At 57.5% G+C, this 17449-nt stretch carries 15 protein-coding genes and 1 tRNA gene; 8 read left to right on the forward strand and 8 right to left on the reverse strand.

From position 1 onward, the window contains the following. The 4 genes from AUC45_RS11745 to AUC45_RS11760 form a co-directional block, all read right to left on the reverse strand. Window positions 1–957: a MoxR family ATPase gene (locus AUC45_RS11745; RefSeq protein WP_067602703.1), complete on the reverse strand. Its 957-nt coding sequence runs from the start codon at window positions 955–957 to the stop codon at window positions 1–3. A 21-nt stretch (window positions 958–978) separates the two neighbouring features. Further along, complete coding sequence (locus AUC45_RS11750; protein ID WP_067602706.1) at window positions 979–2292, reverse strand: DUF4350 domain-containing protein; 1314 nt, start codon at window positions 2290–2292, stop codon at window positions 979–981. Next, window positions 2289–3014 (reverse strand): hypothetical protein, encoded by a 726-nt coding sequence (locus AUC45_RS11755; protein ID WP_067602709.1) that lies wholly within the window; start codon window positions 3012–3014, stop codon window positions 2289–2291. Before AUC45_RS11755 ends, AUC45_RS11750 begins: the two co-directional genes overlap by 4 nt. 94 nt (window positions 3015–3108) lie before the next feature. Further along, entirely contained in the window at window positions 3109–4002 is an 894-nt protein-coding gene (locus AUC45_RS11760; RefSeq protein ID WP_067602712.1) for a prephenate dehydratase, read from the reverse strand. Between the two features lie 132 nt (window positions 4003–4134). Between AUC45_RS11760 and AUC45_RS11765 the strand changes: the two genes are divergently transcribed. Further along, window positions 4135–4836: a cytochrome c family protein gene (locus tag AUC45_RS11765; RefSeq protein ID WP_067602715.1), complete on the forward strand. Its 702-nt coding sequence runs from the start codon at window positions 4135–4137 to the stop codon at window positions 4834–4836. 26 nt (window positions 4837–4862) lie between these two features. Here AUC45_RS11765 and AUC45_RS11770 read toward each other — a convergent pair whose 3' ends face one another. Further along, window positions 4863–5531 carry an RlmE family RNA methyltransferase gene (locus tag AUC45_RS11770; RefSeq protein WP_067603868.1) on the reverse strand — a complete coding sequence of 223 codons (669 nt, stop codon included), beginning with the start codon at window positions 5529–5531 and terminating at the stop codon, window positions 4863–4865. Window positions 5532–5535: 4 nt separating this feature from the next. Beyond that, window positions 5536–6819: a Ppx/GppA phosphatase family protein gene (locus tag AUC45_RS11775; protein ID WP_067602718.1), complete on the reverse strand. Its 1284-nt coding sequence runs from the start codon at window positions 6817–6819 to the stop codon at window positions 5536–5538. A 194-nt stretch (window positions 6820–7013) separates the two neighbouring features. Here AUC45_RS11775 and AUC45_RS11780 point away from each other — a divergent pair. Next, a tRNA-Gln gene (locus AUC45_RS11780) sits at window positions 7014–7087 on the forward strand. Window positions 7088–7105: 18 nt separating this feature from the next. Here AUC45_RS11780 and AUC45_RS11785 read toward each other — a convergent pair. After that, window positions 7106–9364: a bifunctional diguanylate cyclase/phosphodiesterase gene (locus tag AUC45_RS11785; protein ID WP_067602721.1), complete on the reverse strand. Its 2259-nt coding sequence runs from the start codon at window positions 9362–9364 to the stop codon at window positions 7106–7108. A gap of 47 nt (window positions 9365–9411) precedes the next feature. After that, complete coding sequence (locus AUC45_RS11790; protein WP_233998730.1) at window positions 9412–10029, reverse strand: methylamine utilization protein; 618 nt, start codon at window positions 10027–10029, stop codon at window positions 9412–9414. 86 nt (window positions 10030–10115) lie between these two features. Here AUC45_RS11790 and AUC45_RS11795 point away from each other — a divergent pair, with 86 nt between their 5' ends. The 6 genes from AUC45_RS11795 (at window position 10116) to AUC45_RS11820 (ending at window position 17442) form a co-directional block, all read left to right on the forward strand. After that, complete coding sequence (locus tag AUC45_RS11795; RefSeq protein WP_067602724.1) at window positions 10116–10991, forward strand: DUF3034 family protein; 876 nt, start codon at window positions 10116–10118, stop codon at window positions 10989–10991. Between the two features lie 10 nt (window positions 10992–11001). Beyond that, the gene (locus tag AUC45_RS11800; protein ID WP_233998732.1) at window positions 11002–11532 is read left to right on the forward strand and encodes a group 1 truncated hemoglobin; all 531 of its coding nucleotides are present in this window, start codon (window positions 11002–11004) and stop codon (window positions 11530–11532) included. 338 nt (window positions 11533–11870) lie between these two features. Further along, window positions 11871–12302: a curli assembly protein CsgF gene (locus AUC45_RS11805; protein ID WP_233998734.1), complete on the forward strand. Its 432-nt coding sequence runs from the start codon at window positions 11871–11873 to the stop codon at window positions 12300–12302. Between the two features lie 30 nt (window positions 12303–12332). Next, the gene (locus tag AUC45_RS15900) at window positions 12333–14051 is read left to right on the forward strand and encodes a CsgG/HfaB family protein (protein ID WP_067602729.1); all 1719 of its coding nucleotides are present in this window, start codon (window positions 12333–12335) and stop codon (window positions 14049–14051) included. Between the two features lie 387 nt (window positions 14052–14438). Then, a complete protein-coding gene (locus AUC45_RS11815; RefSeq protein ID WP_233998736.1) occupies window positions 14439–16583 on the forward strand; it encodes a hypothetical protein in 2145 nt (714 codons plus the stop codon). A 61-nt stretch (window positions 16584–16644) separates the two neighbouring features. Beyond that, window positions 16645–17442, forward strand: coding sequence for a hypothetical protein (locus tag AUC45_RS11820; protein WP_067602735.1), 798 nt, complete (start codon window positions 16645–16647; stop codon window positions 17440–17442). The last annotated feature ends 7 nt before the right edge of the window (window positions 17443–17449 follow it).

The following is a 17449-nucleotide window of genomic DNA, read 5'->3' on the forward strand; positions in this document are numbered from 1 at the left end:
TTACCGGGGCGCCTTAGTGCTTTCGACGAGCTCGGCGACAAGCGCTTCGATATCGCGGCCTTCGATCTCGGCAGCCGGGCTCAATGTCAGACGGTGGCGAAGGACCGGCACAGCGAGCGCCTTTACGTCATCTGGAATGATATAGGCCCGGCCATCAAGTGCAGCGCGCGCTCTCGCGGCATTGGCGAGAAGAACAGCAGCACGCGGGCTGGCGCCGACCGACAATTCAGCATGGTCACGCGTCGCCCGTACAAGGCGCACGACATATTGGGTGATCTCTTCGGCCACTGTCACATGACCGAGTGCAGAGCTCGCCGCGACAAGTTTTGAAGCATCCGCCACCGCAGTTACGCCAAGATCAGCAGGACGCTGTGGCCCCTGACGTGATCCAAAGCTGGTGACGATGCGCGCTTCTTCCGCCTCATCCGGATAGGGAACGAGCAGCTTGAACAGGAACCTGTCCAATTGCGCTTCTGGCAGTGGATAGACGCCTTGGTTCTCAATCGGGTTTTGAGTCGCAACCACCATAAAGCGTGTCGGCAATTGGTGGGTTTCGCCATCCAGCGTCACACGGCGCTCCTGCATCGCTTCGAGCAGAGCGGCCTGCGTTTTGGGCGGTGTACGGTTGATTTCATCAGCCAGCAGCAGCTCGCAGAAGATCGGCCCGCGCGTCAGCGTGAACTGGCTCGTCTGAAAGTTGAACAGGTTCGAACCCAGGATATCGCCCGGCAAAAGATCAGGCGTAAACTGGATGCGCCCGAAATCGAGGCCGAGTGCGGTCGAAAAGGCATTGGCAAGAAAGGTCTTTGCGGTGCCCGGAGGCCCTTCGAGAAGGACGTGCCCCTCGCTCACCATTGCGACCAGCAATTGATCGATGATCTCTTCCTGACCCACAATCGCCTTTGCGACTTCGGCGCGGATCGCGTCCGCTAGGCCGCGCAGTTCCTCTAGGCTCATACTCATCGGGCGGTTGTCCTCTTAATTTCCGGAATTTTTGTGCTTGGCATCTTCAATCGTGGTGACCAGTTCGCTCAGCGATTTGGCAGCACGCACGATTTCTGATGCACTTGTGGCGTTGCGCAGCTTGGCCGCGCGGTGTGTGAAGGGTTCTTCTTGCGGCAGACGCGATTGCATGGCCGTATCGATGGTCTCGGGATCATGCCGTGCGAGACCCATGGCGCGGGCAATGCGCGCCGCTGACAAAGCCGCATAGGGTTCCGCCAAAAGCCGAAGCCTGCCAGCGCGCACGATCAGGCCAGCACCATTGCCGACAAGGCGTTTCTTACCAAAAGCGATATCGGGGCCGCTGGCAGCCGCCGGGCCAAAGCGCAGGAAAGCGCGCCAGCCGACGATGAACATCGCCAGCAAGAGGCAAAGCGTTGCGGCTAGGAATGGCGGACGGAATGCGAGCGTGAGCAGGTTCATCGTCCCGCCAAAACCGTTTAGCGTAAGATCGAATGTGACGTGTGTACCGGGGCCGTATCCAGCTTCCTGCACCAGCGCGAGCGCGGCGGCTGCGCGTGTTTCATCCGCGAGCCCGAAATTGTTCATGAGGTCAGGTTCGACGACAAAGACTGTCCATTGGGCGTTGTCGTAATACTCGCTGCCTTCACTGCCGAGGACATTCATCGCCAGCACATGGCCAGCGGTGTCGGTTACGAGCGGCGCGAAAAGCTCGCTTTCCTCGACATAGGCGATGGTGCGCGTGGGCAGTTCGCCAGAAAGGCCATACCCTTGCCATCCGGGTTTTTCATCGTCTTCCAGCTGTTCGATCTGGTGCTCGAATTTGAAGGGTTCAGGCAGCTGTTCGCTCCAGCCGACAGGTGTCCCATCGTTCAATTGCACCCATCCGCGCTTGAATTTGTCAGACACGTCATCGGGCAGATTGCGCGGAGGCAGCGTTGCCCACCATTTCGGGAGGATAACCAGTGTTGGTCCCACATACTCACGGTCCTGCAGAATTTCCGAAAGATCTTCCGGGTTCATGAAGCTCGGAGGGGTCAGGACGAGCAGATCGCTGGTTTCAAGTCCGCTCGGCGAACGAGAAGTCTCGACGTCGTATCCCTCGCTCTCCAGCAGGCGAACAAGCCCCGCATATCCATTAAGCCCGGTCGCAGCAGCGTGGGCAGCGCCATTATTGTCGCTTTGGCCATCATCACCGCCCGATAGAAAATAGAGAAGCGCCAGAAACGCAGCGAAGCCAATGACGATGACGAACAAAAGCGTCGCCTTGCCAAACGGCGATGCTGCGCGGCCTGATTGCGCTGTCGCTATGGCTTCAGAACCGCTCATAACGCCGCCCGCTTCACGAGCCTGCCGTCAATTTTTGCAAGGGCAAACTCTGCATAGGCTGCACGGGCTGTTTCCCAATCCGTGCGATCCAGAGAGCGCAACGCGAAGAGGCTGCGCTCAACGCGTTCGGCAATTGTGCCAAACGCTTTGCGCGCCGCATCGGGAAGCGATTTCAGCGCTGCAAGTTCGCGCGCTGTGCTTGATGGTTCAACCCAGTCAGGGCGTGCCCGCGCGATTTGGCCGACGCTTCGCTGCAAAAGCAGGTGCGTCGCCTCGTCAAAGCGCCCTTCGGCTGCCAAACGGTCAGCATCTTCCAGAAGGGCAAGGCTTTCCTGCCTGTCGGGTTGCCATTCTGGCACTTCCTCAGCTTCGGAACCCGTGTCTTGCCGCGCGATCGGCCCATACATGCGCACGATCAGATAGAGGATAAACGCGATCAAAAGCCCAAGCAGCACCCATTGCAGCAGCCACCACGTGTTTGCGATGAGCGTTCCAATCGGCGCGAACAGTTCGCCGAGCCATTGAAAGACTTCATCCAGCCACCTTTCGAAAGCGGACGGTTGGCGCGGAGGGATTGGCGGGATCTCGATCTGCTCGAACTGAATGTCGCTGTCATTGCGCACACTCTCCCAGCTTTCCCCCAAAGTGTTTGAGGGAACGGGATCTGCGGGCTGGTCCGCAACATCGCTTTCATCAAAAGTCGGTGGTGCCGCGAAAGTCATTCGGCACGCTTGGTGGCATGGCAAAGGCGGTTTCGCAACAGCATTGGCGTGCCACTGGTATGGAATTGGTAAGGTTTGGCGCAGTGACCTCGGCTTATCCCCGCTTGCGCGCCATCGGATAGGTTCCAAGAACGCGCAATTGCTTGGAATAAAACCCACATTCCTCCAATGCGCGGTCCACGGCGGGGTTGCCGGGGGCACCGATAATATCGGCGTAGAATTGCGTTGCCGCAAAGCTAGTCCCGATTTGATAGCTTTCGAGCTTCGTCATGTTGACGCCATTGGTCGCAAATCCGCCGAGCGCTTTGTAAAGGGCAGCCGGAATGTTGCGCACTTCGAAGACGAATGTCGTCATCGCCTCAAGTTCTGGGTCATGCGTGAGAAAGGCGGGTTTATCCGCTAGGATCACAAAGCGCGTCATATTGTCTGCGCTATCCTCGACATTCTCATCGACGATGGTGAGCCCGTAATATTCCGCTGCAATGGCAGGCGCGATGGCCGCAATGGTTGGATCATCGCTTTCCGCCACAAACGCAGCAGCACCCGCTGTATCGGCATAGCTTAGCGGCACGATGCCTCGCTGGCGCAAGTAGTGGCGCGACTGGCCAAGTGCCTGGGGATGGCTGTATGCAGCCTCCAACGGGCCTTTGCCCTTTGCCATCAGTGCGTGATGGATGGGCATGAAATATTCGCCGGTAATCGAAAGCCCGCTTTCTGGAAGCAGGAAGTGAATATCGGCCACCCGGCCATGCTGCGAGTTTTCGATAGGAATTATCGCTTCACCAGCGCGGCCATCTTTGACAGCGTCCAGCGCATCTTCAAAGCTGAAGCATGGCAGAGGCAGAGCATTCGGACGCGCTTCTGCCGCTGCGCGATGAGAATTGGCACCGGGCGATCCCTGAAACGCAATTGCGCTCTGGGGATCGGCAGCGGCCTTGGCGCGCAGATCATCGACAATCGGCAAAGCTGGAGCAGGAAAAGATCGCATAATTGCCCAGCGTGCTAATGCCGAGATGCAGCCACGGCAAGGCTGATGGGTTGCTCAATTGCAATTACCGCAATGCGTGATGTTGCGATGGGTCTTGCGCCGCGCGAAACGCCCCATTAATGGGCGCTCGGGATGAATCAAGAAACCACATCAGAAAACGCGCCCGAAGCCAAATCGGATCAGGGTGATCTGTTCAACACCGCAGCCGGTTGGGTGCTGTTCGCGGGCATTGTCGGGCTTGGCCTGTCAGTGGTCAGCGGCATGTACTTCCACGGCTCCTCGCCTGAACGGCCCGAACAATTGGGCTATGTAATCGAAGGCGTCGAGGAAGAGGGCGGCGTTATCCCTGCTGAAATGAGCATGGCCGAAGCGCTGAATATGGCATCGGTTGATGTTGCCGCCGGCGAAAAGGTGTACCAGAAATGCGCAAGCTGCCACTCGATTGAAGCTGGCGGGGCGAATGGCATTGGTCCCAACCTTCACGCCATCATGGGCGCACCTGTGGGCGCGAAAGCTGGCTATCAGTATTCGGACGCGATGGCATCGTTCGGCGGAAACTGGGGCTGGGAAGAAATGAACCAGTGGCTCGCAGCTCCCAAACGCTACATGGAAGGCACCAAGATGGGCTTCGCTGGCCTGTCCAAGGTGGAAGACCGCGCAGCGGTCGCCCTGTACATGAACGAACAGGGTTCGAATCTTCCTGTTCCAGAATATGTTGCCGAGGCTGCTGAAGGTGGGGAAGAAGCAGCAGATGCAGACGCAGTCGAAACGGCTGAGGATGCGCAGAATGCCGCTGAAGAAACGTCAGAAGAAACAGCAGCAGCTGAAAGCTGAGAATAGTCTGAGATAAGGGCGGGGCCTTATTCGCCGCGCCCTTTGAACCCCTGAGCAATCACATACCATTCGGATGAGCCTTTGCGGCTAGCCGGGGGCTTTGCGTGCTTGACGCGTGTGAAGTGTTTCTTGAGCAGTGCGAGCAAATCCCGGTCCGTTCCGCCAGCCAGCACCTTGGCGATAAAAGCGCCGCCTTCCGACAGGGTTTCGGTTGCAAACCAGGCTGCTGCTTCAACAAGGCCCATCGTGCGCAAATGATCGGTCTGTTTGTGACCCACAGTGTTTGCGGCCATATCTGACATCACCAGATCGGGCGGCCCTTCCAATGCATCTTCAAGCTTTCGCGGGGCGGCATCATCAAGGAAATCCATTTCGAATATGGTGACGCCCTCGATCGGTTCGGTCGGCAAAAGATCAATGCCTACAATCTTTGCCTTGGGCGCTTTCTTGCGCACCACCTGCGCCCAGCCACCCGGCGCAATGCCAAGGTCAACCACGCGCGATTTGCCGCGAATGAGGCCGAATTTTTCATCGAGCTCAATCAGCTTGTATGCCGCACGGCTGCGATAACCATCTGCCTTCGCCTGCTTGACGTAAGGATCGTTCAACTGCCGCTCAAGCCAGCGCGTTGATGATGCGGTGCGCTTTTTGGCGGTTTTTACGCGGCGGTCGGGATTGCGGCCTGATCGGCTCATTGTTTCAAGCCTTGCCTGCACGCAATTGTTCAAGCGCGCGCAAAGATCGCTCACCCTGCCGCTCGGACGCCATAAGGCTGCGCAAGATCCCCTCTCGAATGCCGCGATCAGCGACGCCAAGGCGCGCCGCGGGCCAGAGGTCGAGAATGGATTCGAGGATAGCGCATCCCGCCACCACAAGATCTGCCCTGTCTTCCCCGATACAGGGTAGAGTGCTGCGCTCTTCCGGCGACATACCGGCGAGGTCTTCGCTGATCGAACGCATCGAAGTCGCAGGGACGATCAATCCGTCGACGGCTTTGCGATCATAATGCGGCAATTCCAGATGAAGGCTCGCCAAAGTGGTCACTGTGCCGCTCGTCCCGAGCAAGCGAATGTCGGGATGTGCGGCGGAATCGGCGATACGCTGCGCAAATGGCGCAAAGCTTTCGGACACAAGTTCACGCATCTTGGCATAGCGGGCAATGCGTGCCTCGCGCCTATTCTCACCGCGTCCCACGGTATCGGTGAGCGAAACAACGCCCCATGGCACGCTTTGCCAATCGAGAATGCGTGGGACTTTACCGCCCGGCTCCAGCAGGACGAGCTCGGTTGATCCCCCGCCAATATCGAAAATGACCGCGGGGCCATTGCCCGCTTCCAAAAGGATGTGGCAGCCAAGCACTGCCAGCCGCGCTTCTTCGCCTGCGCTTATGATGTCGAGCACAATGCCGGTTTCGCGCTTGACCCGCTCGATAAAGGCCTCGCCATTGCTTGCCCTGCGGCATGCTTCGGTCGCGACAGAGCGGGCGAGGCGGACCTTTCGGCGTCGCAGTTTGTCAGCACAGATCGACAAGGCGCCCATGGCCCTGTCCATCGCTTCGTCCGACAATCTGCCGCTTGTCGCCAGACCTTCGCCCAGTTTCACCACCCGGCTGAAAGCGTCGATGACCGTGAAATCCTTGCCTGATGGACGCGCGATCAGCAGGCGGCAATTGTTCGTCCCCAAATCAAGCGCGGCATAAGCCTCATTGGGGCGAGGCTGCCGGTTATGACGAGGGATCGGACGCGCTGAACGATGTCTTTCAACACCGGCGTCTTTGGCAACGTGAGCGGGCTTCGTGGCGGCGTTCGCTTTGCCATTGGATCTTGTTCCATTGGCATCAGGGCGATTGCCCTTGCGGCGCTTGCTTTGCGCTTGCTGTGGCTGGAAAGGGCGCTTGTAGCGAAAATCAGCTACTTTTCCGGACGTATTGCCCTTTTTTGCACCAGCACTCTTGTTTGCGTCCGGCGGAAACGGCTCCGCCATAAAGTACTGCCTTCAAATATCACGCAGGCTTTTTTGCCTGTGCACCTGACATCCAAGCTAACCCAAGGTGCCTTCAAGGGCAAGTTGCATGCCATTTGCAGGCAAAGGAGCGGTCATTGCGGGTTGACCTTGCCGAGGCACAAACCTAGATGCGCGGCTCTCTTGAGAGGCGCTAAGACAGCCTCACAGCCGATTGCCCCGTCGTCTAATGGTAAGACTACGGACTCTGACTCCGTCAATTGAGGTTCGAATCCTCACGGGGCATCCAGCGATAAAGCGCGAGGGCTTAAGCGACCTTGTTCGCCAGCGTCCTCGTTCCGTCGTCGAGCAGCTCGGCAACATCGCTTGCGGCCATCGGTTTTGCGAAGAGGTAGCCCTGAATGTTCTGGCAGCCTTCGCGTTTCAGTACTTCGAGTTGCTCGTTAAGCTCCACGCCTTCGGCCAGTGTGTCCATGCCCAGCGCATCAGCGAGTGTGGTGATCGCGCGGACCACTGCGTGGGCGTTTCCGCCCTGGCCCAGATCCTCAACAAAGCTGCGATCAATCTTCACTTTGTCGAACGGGAAGGAGCGCAAATAGCTGAGCGAGGAATAGCCGGTGCCAAAATCATCAAGCGCAATACGCACGCCGAGATTGCGCAGGCTGTGCAGCATCGACAGTGTCTTTTCGACATCGGCGATGAAGATGCTTTCAGTGATCTCAAGTTCCAGCCTGCTCGCATCAAGCCCGCTTCCAGAAAGGGCCTGAATGATCGTGTTCGCAAGGCCCGGATAGGAAAACTGCTTGGGCGAGATGTTGACCGCGATCGAGACATCCTTTGGCCATTCAGCCGCCTGCCGGCATGCCTCGCGGATGACCCATTCGCCGATCGGGAGGATCAGTCCAGTTTCTTCGGCCAGCGGGATGAATTCAACCGGGCTCACGCGGCCCCGTTCGGGATGCTCCCAGCGGATCAGCGCTTCAAAACCGGTCAGGCGCTCCTGCGTAAGGCTGTAGAGCGGCTGGTAATGCAGTTCAAAATGCCCTTCGCGCAAAGCTGTTCGCAGATCGAGTTCGGTCTGGCGGCGCTTGCGGGCTTGCTCATCTAGCGATGGTTCAAAGAAGTGATAGGTCGATTTGCCCTGGCTTTTGGCGCGGTACAAAGCAAGGTCGGCATTCTTCATCAATGTCGTGCCATCGGTGCCATCAGTGGGTGCAACGGCGATCCCGATGCTGGCGCTGCAATCGGCCTGCTGGCCTTCCAGTTCGATCGTCCGCGTAAAGCAGCTTTGGATGCGATCACCGATGGAGGCTAGGCTTTCGCTATCGGGAATTTCATCGATCAGCATGGCGAATTCATCACCGCCCAGACGCGCTATAAGTGCTTCGGGAAGCGCCTTGCACAGATTGGCGGCCACATCGCGAAGCAGCGCGTCGCCGCTGGGATGGCCGAGCGTATCGTTCACGACCTTGAAATTGTCGAGATCAGCGTAGACGACCATCAATTGCTCATCGCCGCGAAGCCGGGCGAGTGACTGGTTGAGCTGCTCGACGAAAAGCTTGCGATTTGGCAGGCCGGTCAAATCATCATGGAGGCCGACATGGACGATTTGCCGCTCGCGCTCTTCGATGGCGGACACCATTTTGTTAAAGCTGCCAGCAAGATGGCCGATCTCGTCATGGGATTCGACTTTCAGCTCCACATCACGGCCATCACCGATAAGACGCGTTGCCTCTGCGAGCTTTTGTAGCGGTGAGGTGACAGATTTCGCAACACGCCAGCTGAGCGCTACCACCAGCACGATCCCGCCAAGCGCAAGCAGCGCAAGCAACCATTGCAGACCCGATAGCTGCGCCAAGGAAGTAGTGAGTGAATGCCGCAACACCAATCGCGGAGACAATTCATCTTCAAGCGCGGGGAGCGCGGAGAGGTGATAGAGATAGCGCTCATCGCTCTGGCGCTCGATTACCGTGTTGTCGGGTGCACTTTGCAACGCCTCATCCAGCGAAGCCTGGCTTGCAACGCGCGCTTCGATATCGATGGCGGCGAGTTCGCTGAGGCGCGACAGTTCCACTTCGTCGAGCGGCTGCGCAAGCACCAGCCAGCCGATGACATCAGGCGCCTTGATCGGGGCTGCGGCCGCAAGCGAAAGCTCACCGCCCACATCAATCATGCCGCGATCCTGCCCTTCATCGAGGCGGTACCACAAGGACTCCACCGATTTGATCGGCGTGTTGGCAGACGCCAGCAATTCGCCCTCCAGTGTCACCACGAAAGCGACATCGGTGCGGGACCGGGATTTCAGACTGGTCAGGGCGCTGCCAATGGTCGCGTCATCACCGGTCGCAACAGCCTCGCGAAAGCCGAAATCGCGTGCCAGCACATCGGCGGCATCGCGCATCTGGTTTGCTCTTAGGTCGATGATCTCGTCAAAAACGCGGGCATTGGCCTGCATATCGCGCGTAGCGCTTGCCTCACCGAACCGCGCCAGCCCTCCGCCCGCTATGGTAACAACGGTCGCAAGCACTGCTGCAAAGAGCGCTGCGTAAAGGACAGCGATCCGCATCCGCAGCGATCCAAATCGCAACGAGCCAGGTTTGGGCAATGCAAATTTCACCGCAGGCTAACCTTGATCTTGTGATTGCGCTTGCCGCTGGCAATGGAAAGCGCGCTTTTCTTCTCGTTTGCAGGGGCTCTCAATCTTGGATGCCAGACCGTGAGTTTCGCAGAGCCTGTCGGAAGATCGCTGAGCGTTGCATAGCCATTGTGATCGGTCTTGGCGGCAAACGGGGTTTCGGTGACACGGATATAGCCGCGCATGTTATCGTGGATGTTGCAGCCCAACTTGACGCTGCCGGCAACGGGAAAGCGGTGGCTGCGGGTCTGATCGCGCCCATAAAGATCAATTTCGAACCGTGCCGGCTTTGAAAAGCTGTAGACCGAGTGACGCACCCGATCGAGATTTGGGAAGGCGACCGTGCTGCCCTTCGCCACGATCAGCGTGCCGGGCGTGAATTCCTGGTTTCGTTGGGCCATAGCCATGCGCCACGGAAACCGAATGCGCGAAGGGGTGCCGCGGGCGGGCATCACTTCGACAACGGCATTGCGAACGGGAACCCCATTCTCGTCCACTATCTGGACGCGAAGGCTGTTTCCTGAAGATGATGCTGCCAGCCCATAACCGGTGGCGGCGCCGAAAAGGCAAAGCGCGAGGAAAAAACGATAAATCACAACGCATCGCGGTTAGTCGCAAGTCATTAATAAACCATCCGCCGGTGCTTAAATTCGCTTTAACCACGTTGCCTTTATCGGGCGGTATGAAATCAATCCTGCCGTTTCCCATTTGCCTTACCCTGATCGCCGTGCATGCGCCTCTGCAAGCGGAGGATATTGAGTGGTTTGAGGGCGATAAGCTGGTTCTCACCAATGGAGTTTCGACCGTTGAGGGAACGAGCGGGGGCGGGCTTGCCACATGGTCGACGATAGCCGGACGCGAACTTGAAAACGGGATCGGGGCCTCTGCCCATGTCACCGTGATCGAATTGCCGGATTACGGCTGGCAGAGCCACGGCGTCTCTATCGGCGTTTTGAACCGGGTGGAGCTGTCCTATGCGAGGCAGAATTTTGACACTCGTGATGTCGGAACAGCACTCGGCCTGGGGCAGGGCTTTACGCTCAATCAGGATATCTATGGTGCCAAGGTGCGCCTGTTTGGCGACATCGTTTACGGCGATCCGCATGTGCCGCAGATCAGCATCGGGGTTGAGCACAAGCGCAACCTTGATGGGCCGGTTGCGCTCGCTGTTGGAGCGCAGGATGACGAAGGCACAGATTACACGGTAAGCGCGACCAAGCTCTTTTTGAGGCAGAGCCTGCTTGTCAACGCGACCGTTCGGTACACCGAAGCAAACCAGCTGGGATTGCTGGGATTTGGAAGCGCAGCCGGTGAAGGCTATTCGCTCGAATTTGAAGGTTCGGTTGCCTACCAGCTTTCCCGCCGGGCGGTGATTGGCGCTGAATTGCGCACAAAGCCTGACAATCTGGGACTTGGCGAGGATGACTGGTTCGATCTTTTCGCAGCCTATGCGGTGACCGACAACGTCACGCTGACGGCTGCCTATGTGGATCTGGGCTCAATCGCCACATTCGAAGACCAGCGCGGCGCGTTTTTGTCCGCGCAGCTGGCTTTTTGAGGGAAATGCAATGATTTCGACATTTTTGTCCGCACTAATGCTGTTCCAGCAGGCACCCAAACAGGGCGTGGACTGGGACAAGGAATTTGGCGTCGAAGAGCGCGTGCGTGATCCTGAGACCGGTGAATTCCCGGTCGATCCGTATGATCAGGACAACGCAAATGCTGGCGCACAGCCTTTTGAAGGGGAGCGGCTCGCCGAGGCATTTGGAGGGCGTGAGGGAATCCAGCGCATTGCCGAACGCACCGTTGAATTGAGCGAAGCCGATCCAAGGATCGCCGACATTTTTGTGGCGCACGACATGGTTCGGCTGAAGCGGACGCTGGGCGAACAATTCTGCTATCTACTCAATGCTGGCTGCGATTATTCCGGTCGCGACATGCGGACAGCGCATGCCGGAATGGGCGTGAAGAAGGCCGATCTCAACGCTTTGGTCGAGAACCTCCAACTGGCCATGGGCGAAGCGGACGTCCCCTTCGCCGCGCAGAACAAGCTGCTCTCAAAGCTCGCTCCGATGTCGCGGGATGTGATCGAGAGATAAGCTTGCGTTTTCAATGATCACTCGCCCTTGCCCTGTTCAGGCATAGTTGTGTTCTGGTGAAGCGTGAGCGTTAACAATATCGCCTTCACCAAACGCGGGCGATTGTCCCATTTCTGAACACTCATCCCACTACTACCAATGATAAAACCATAAGTTTCAGCGGTTTACTGGAATTCTGGCAAAGCTGTTTCGGTTCAGCCAGCCACAAGCCTTGCTATTCCCGTTAATTTACAACTAACTTTCAAAGAAATCGGAGGCACATCCGAGTCGTTCTCAAAAAGTCGCTCGCAAAAACTTAGAGACGTTGCGCGAAATGGCGTAACTGATGGAGAGGTAGAGTGAGAAAATCGTATCGGCCCGTGTGGCTTGTAGCAGGCACAGGTGCACTTAGTCTGGCCATGACGACGAGCGCATCCGCATCGGATTTGGTGTTTGAATTCACCAACCCTTCCTTTGGCGGAAACCCCTTTAACTCAGCGCATCTTCTGGCGGTCGCCAATGCGCAGAACAACACCACAGATCCTGACGCAGTTGATCGCAGCGATCCTGCCCAGCAATTCCTGCGCACGCTGAACAGCCGCCTGTTGTCGGCGCTCGCGACGCAGGTTACCGATCTGATTTTTGGTGAGAACGCTCAGGACACCGGCACCATCCGCTTTGGCGATCAGGAGGTGTCCTTCGTGCGCGGCATTGAAAGCGTCACGCTGACCATCACCAATTTCGCCGACGGTTCCGTCACCGAGATCGTAGTCCCGCTCCTGCAACCATAAGTCTGCGAGCTGGGGGGAGATTTCGGTCAAATGAAGAAATTCAAGACAATCGCTGTTGGGGCTGTTCTTGCCAGCTTTTTGGCCGGATGCGCCGCGCACAATCCCAAGATGTGGGAGCCTGCAAAGGCGCCAAAGGCAACGCCTGTCACGGCCAAGCTGAACGCACTTCCGCCATCGGGCCAGCGCGCTGCGGTCGCCGTTTATAACTTCACCGATCAGACTGGGCAGTTCAAACCGACCGATGGCGCGCAAACGCTGTCACGCGCGGTGACGCAAGGCGCGACTTCAATCCTTGTGAAAACCCTGCACGAGGCGGGCAATCGCCAGTGGTTTACCGTTGTTGAGCGTGAGCGGCTGGAAAACCTGCTGCGTGAACGCGCCGTGATCCGCGAAATGCGCGCGAGCTATCTGGGTGAAACCAAGATCAACCCGCAGGCCTTGCCTCCGCTGCTGTTTGCAGGCGTGCTGCTTGAAGGCGGGATTATCGGTTACGATTCCAACACCAAGACGGGCGGTTCTGGCGCTCGGCTGCTGGGGATTGGTGGCCGCACGCAATATCGCGAGGACACGGTCACCGTTTATCTGCGCGCTGTCAGCGTGAAAACGGGCGAAGTGCTAGCCTCTGTCAGCTCGCGCAAATCCATCGCATCGGTAGCGGTTGGTGCGGATGCATTCCGCTTCGTCGCTTTCCGCGAATTGCTCGAGCTTGAGGCAGGCGTGACCTATAATGAGCCCGACGAGCTTGCGCTGCGCCAGGCGATCGAGGCGTCTGTTTACTCGCTCATCATGGAAGGCGCGATGCAGGACCTGTGGTGCTTTGACAGCTCCGAACAGGAAGTGACGCAGCTTTTGACGCAATATGTGGCGGACCGCGATAGCATTCCCGACACGCTCGTCGATCTGCCAAGAGCCCGCAATGGCGGCGCAGTTGTGGGTCAATGCGGCACACAGAAAGTCGCGCGTCAGGCGATGGAGCAGGCCCGTCAGGCCCCTGCTGTCAATCAGGGCGCACGGCCAGCACCGCAAGGCGGCGCTCCTGTCCGCCAAGCGCCTTCGCAAACTCCAAGACAGCAATCGGGTGTAGCGCAGCCAGCGTTTCAGCAAATGTCCGCGCCAGCCGATGAGGCGGCCGCGAGGCAGATTTCCATGGCGGCCGAGCCCGATGCAGATGCGCAAGCCATCGTGCGTGTCCCGCTGCGTGCGCCAGCATCGGCATCGGCGTCGGCATCGGTGCCAGCATTCGCTCGGGCATCAGTCCCAGCGCCTGCTCCAGCGAAAGTCTCGTTGGCTTACAGTGCGGACGATTTGCTCACGCCGCAAGCGCACCCGATTACCGCTGCATCCTTCGCTGATTGGAGCGGGGCCAATCTGGCGCAGTGTTCGGTTGATGGGTTGACGCAGATTGCGGCGATGGATCTCGTCGCAGAGCTTGCACGGCGCGCAGTCGACAGCGGCAATTCATGGATTGGCGGGGCAAAGGCGTTTGAACACTTCGTCACTGCAAGCCGCGATAATCACAATGCCCGCGCCATTGTCCGGGTCTCGCTCGAACGCGAAAATCGGGCATTTGCAGCCCGCACGCATTTGTCGGGCCGCTCGGTCAGAGATGCGACGATCACCGCGCTTGAGCACGAAACAGTTACACAGGATCAGCCATTTAATTCAGCCGCAATCGCGGTTGGTGAATGGCTGAGCTCACTCTTCGAAGAGGAGAAGGATACGATAAGAATTGAACTTCGTCGTTCGTGAATTTTGCGCGTCAAAAGCGCGGGGATCGATGAACATCGGAGTTTGAGAAAGGGTGGCCCACCAGCGAATGTGATTGGCGTCAGATCGCTGGTGAGCCGGATTGGACAGGTTCACGGGAACGCTGCCCAGGTTGCGAACTTAACGTCCACGCGGGCGTTATGACGTGCTGCCATATGCTTGGCAAGCACGCGGCTGTTCTGTCGGTTTTGCCGCAGCAGCGCTCCAACCTCCCAAAATTCCCGTCTCGCACGGTGACACCGGTAGCCGCGCGGGAAGTGTACCGGATCGGGTTTCGATGACCGGAAAAGCGGCTGTCCCAACCCGAAAGTGAAAGTCGGTGCCCTCGTCGCAAGATGCGAGATGCACCACGCATGAGGAGTTGGAATGATGAAACGTCTACTACTTACAGCAGCATCTGTGACAGCGCTTGCCGTTGCCGCACCTGCCATGGCTGACAATTCAAACAGCACAGTCAATCAGAGCAATGTCGATAACGAGGCAACCGTTGACCAAACCGGATCGCTTTCCGGAAGCGATTCCTTGATCGATCAGACCGGTGCAAACAACAGCGCAACGGTGACACAGGCTGATGACGCGGCACCTGGAAGCGTTCCGCCAAACAACGATTCCGTCATCGATCAAAGCGGTAGTGACAACACTGCCACGGTTGATCAAACGAGTGAGACACCGTTCCTTGGCACGACGAATTCATCTGACATCGATCAGTCCGGTTCGTCAAACACCGCGACTGTCACGCAGCTTGATGACGGCCAGCTTTCCGAAATCACTCAGATTTCCGATGGAAACACGGCGACAGTCAGCCAGGGCCAAAGCGGTTTGGGCGATGTGACTTATGAAAACGTGTCGCGCATCACGCAGAGCGGCGGCGGCGGTCACACCGCAACGGTCGACCAGAACGGTGCAGAAAACATCAGTGACATCATCCAGGAAGGCGCTGACAACCGAGCATTCGTTCAGCAGCAACGCGATGGCGGAAACGAAAGCTTCATTCTTCAAACTGGCAACAACAACAACGCCAGAGTGAACGAGCAGGGCGCTGGCCCAGGCACCGCATTCAACACCAGCAATATTTTCCAGTCTGGTGACAACAATGTCGGTTTTGTCGATCAGGATGGCTCGGGCAACTCAAGCGATATCGATCAGCTTGGCAATGACAACATTGCGCGGATCACCGATCAGAATGGCGACGACAACACCAGCATCATTCTGCAGACCGGCGATAGCAACACCGCTCGGATTGATGACCAGGATGGCGATGGCAACACCAGCACCATCAATCAGTCGGGCACTGAAGACTTTGCCCAAGTCAATCAAACAGGTGACAATGACACCTCGACGATCAATCAGTCGGGCTTCAGCGGTGAAGTCTTTGTCGATCAGTCGGGTTCGACCTTCAATAACTCGTTGGTCAATCAGGCTGGCACCGACAACTTCACCTCCGTTAGCCAGAACGGTGACAACAACGACTCGCTTGTTAATCAGGATGGCGCAAACAGCTCTGTAGTTGTTTCGCAAACCGGATCAGGCAACGATTCCGATGTCGATCAGCTGGCAGCGGGTTCCACAGTTGACGTATCACAGAACGGCACTGGCAACGTGTCTGACGTTGATCAGCTGGCAGCTGCATCAAACGTGATGGTGACGCAGGATGGCGATGCCAACACTTCGACAGTGCTTGAAATCTCAGGTGCTTCGTCGGTGAATGTTTCGCAGACCGGCAACACCAACACTTCAGCCGTAGGCCAGCTGGCACTCGGCGGCACTGTTGATGTGATCCAAAACGGCGATGGCAACACCTCGCTCGTCGGCCAGGCTGTTCTTGGCGGCGATATCGACGTGACCCAGACCGGCAATGACAACGTGTCACTTGTTGGCCAGACTGGAAGCAATCTCACGCTGACTGTCGATCAGGACAGCACGGGCGCGGGTGCTGGAAACCTCGCTTTGGTTGGTCAGAACGCCGATGGCGCGCTGTTCACACTTGGCGGCGATTCCAATATCGACATCGATCAGATCGGTGGCGGAAACATCGCGGCCGTTGGTCAGCTTGCTGATCAATCGAACGTGCGAAGCAACCAGCAGGGCAATGGCAACTTCTCCGGCGTTGGTCAGGACGCTGCGGGCGGTTTCTTTGGAGCGCTGTTCGGCGAAAACAACGACGCGCAGATCGATCAGATCGGCGATGGCAACAGCTCGGTGATTTTCCAGGCTGGCTTCCTAAACGAGGCAACCGTGGCCCAAACGGGCAATGGCAACTCGTCATTGATCACCCAGGATGGCACCAGTCTTGATGCCACTGTCGATGCGACCGGGAACAGCAACTCGTCTGAGATTGCTCAAACCGGTTTCACGAACTCTGCGACACTCATTGTCGATGGCGGGAACTTCAACAGCTCCTTCATCACGCAGTCGGGTGACAACAACACCGCACTGGTGACGCAGATGACCGATGGAAACATCTCCAACGTGATGCAAAGCGGCAGCGGCAACATGGCGACTGTCACGCAGTAAGATGTGAAGCGGTGGGGGCTTTCTTCCTGAAGGCTCCCACTCTTCCTCTTGGGAGGTTTTCATGAAAAAGCTGATTGTATCGGTAGGATTGTCAGGAGCGGCGATGGCTCAAATCATCGCGGCGCCTGCCATGGCCGATGACAGCACCAGCACCGTTATCCAGTCAAACACTGGAAACGAGGCTATGGTGGATCAGACGGGCTCGCTCGATGGGGCAAGCTCTCTGATCGACCAGTCAGGTGCCAATAACCTCGCAAATGTGACCCAATCCGATAGCGGATTGGCGGGTGTAACTCCGACCAACACGTCGGAGATTTTCCAGACTGGCAACAACAACCAGGCCTATGTGATCCAGAACGATTCCGCGCAAAGCTCTTACATTGAGCAGAGCACGGATGGGAACTTTGCCGAAGTCCAGCAGGGCTTCGTCAATGATGGATCGCAGGATACCTCGAACAATATGTCTCGGGTGATCCAGGCAGGGGGCGGCAACAACACCGCCTATGTTGATCAGATCGAGGCCGACAATGTCGAAAGCTTTGTCGAGCAGTTGGGCACCAATCAGATTGCGATGGTCAACCAGAGCATTGTCGGGGACTTTGATCACAGCGACGTCGACCAATTTGGCGACAATCAATTCGCTGAAGTCCTGCAACCCGGCGATTTCAACGATTCATTCGTGACACAAACGGGCGCCGATAACCGGGCGCATGTGCTGCAAAGCGGGAACGATAACTATTCCCGCATTGATCAGGGCATGTCCGGCAACTTTGCCCGCGTGGACCAGCTTACCGATGGCAATACGTCGACGGTCAATCAGGTCATGAGCACGAATGGTACGGTCAATGTGACCCAATAATACAGCG

Origin of the sequence: Erythrobacter sp. YT30 (assembly GCF_001542875.1) — a bacterium.
Lineage (GTDB): Bacteria > Pseudomonadota > Alphaproteobacteria > Sphingomonadales > Sphingomonadaceae > Erythrobacter.

Excerpts from the sequence above, each read along its gene's own strand:
- AUC45_RS11815 (WP_233998736.1), top strand. The coding sequence starts at position 14,439 with ATGAAACGTCTACTACTTACAGCAGCATCTGTGACAGCGCTTGCCGTT.
- AUC45_RS11800 (WP_233998732.1), top strand. The coding sequence starts at position 11,002 with ATGATTTCGACATTTTTGTCCGCACTAATGCTGTTCCAGCAGGCACCC.
- AUC45_RS11765 (WP_067602715.1), top strand. The coding sequence starts at position 4,135 with ATGAATCAAGAAACCACATCAGAAAACGCGCCCGAAGCCAAATCGGAT.
- AUC45_RS11775 (WP_067602718.1), bottom strand. The coding sequence starts at position 6,819 with ATGGCGGAGCCGTTTCCGCCGGACGCAAACAAGAGTGCTGGTGCAAAA.
- AUC45_RS11785 (WP_067602721.1), bottom strand. The coding sequence starts at position 9,364 with ATGCGGATCGCTGTCCTTTACGCAGCGCTCTTTGCAGCAGTGCTTGCG.
- AUC45_RS11770 (WP_067603868.1), bottom strand. The coding sequence starts at position 5,531 with ATGAGCCGATCAGGCCGCAATCCCGACCGCCGCGTAAAAACCGCCAAA.
- AUC45_RS15900 (WP_067602729.1), top strand. The coding sequence starts at position 12,333 with ATGAAGAAATTCAAGACAATCGCTGTTGGGGCTGTTCTTGCCAGCTTT.
- AUC45_RS11820 (WP_067602735.1), top strand. The coding sequence starts at position 16,645 with ATGAAAAAGCTGATTGTATCGGTAGGATTGTCAGGAGCGGCGATGGCT.
- AUC45_RS11760 (WP_067602712.1), bottom strand. The coding sequence starts at position 4,002 with ATGCGATCTTTTCCTGCTCCAGCTTTGCCGATTGTCGATGATCTGCGC.
- AUC45_RS11795 (WP_067602724.1), top strand. The coding sequence starts at position 10,116 with ATGAAATCAATCCTGCCGTTTCCCATTTGCCTTACCCTGATCGCCGTG.
- AUC45_RS11745 (WP_067602703.1), bottom strand. The coding sequence starts at position 957 with ATGAGCCTAGAGGAACTGCGCGGCCTAGCGGACGCGATCCGCGCCGAA.
- AUC45_RS11750 (WP_067602706.1), bottom strand. The coding sequence starts at position 2,292 with ATGAGCGGTTCTGAAGCCATAGCGACAGCGCAATCAGGCCGCGCAGCA.
- AUC45_RS11755 (WP_067602709.1), bottom strand. The coding sequence starts at position 3,014 with ATGACTTTCGCGGCACCACCGACTTTTGATGAAAGCGATGTTGCGGAC.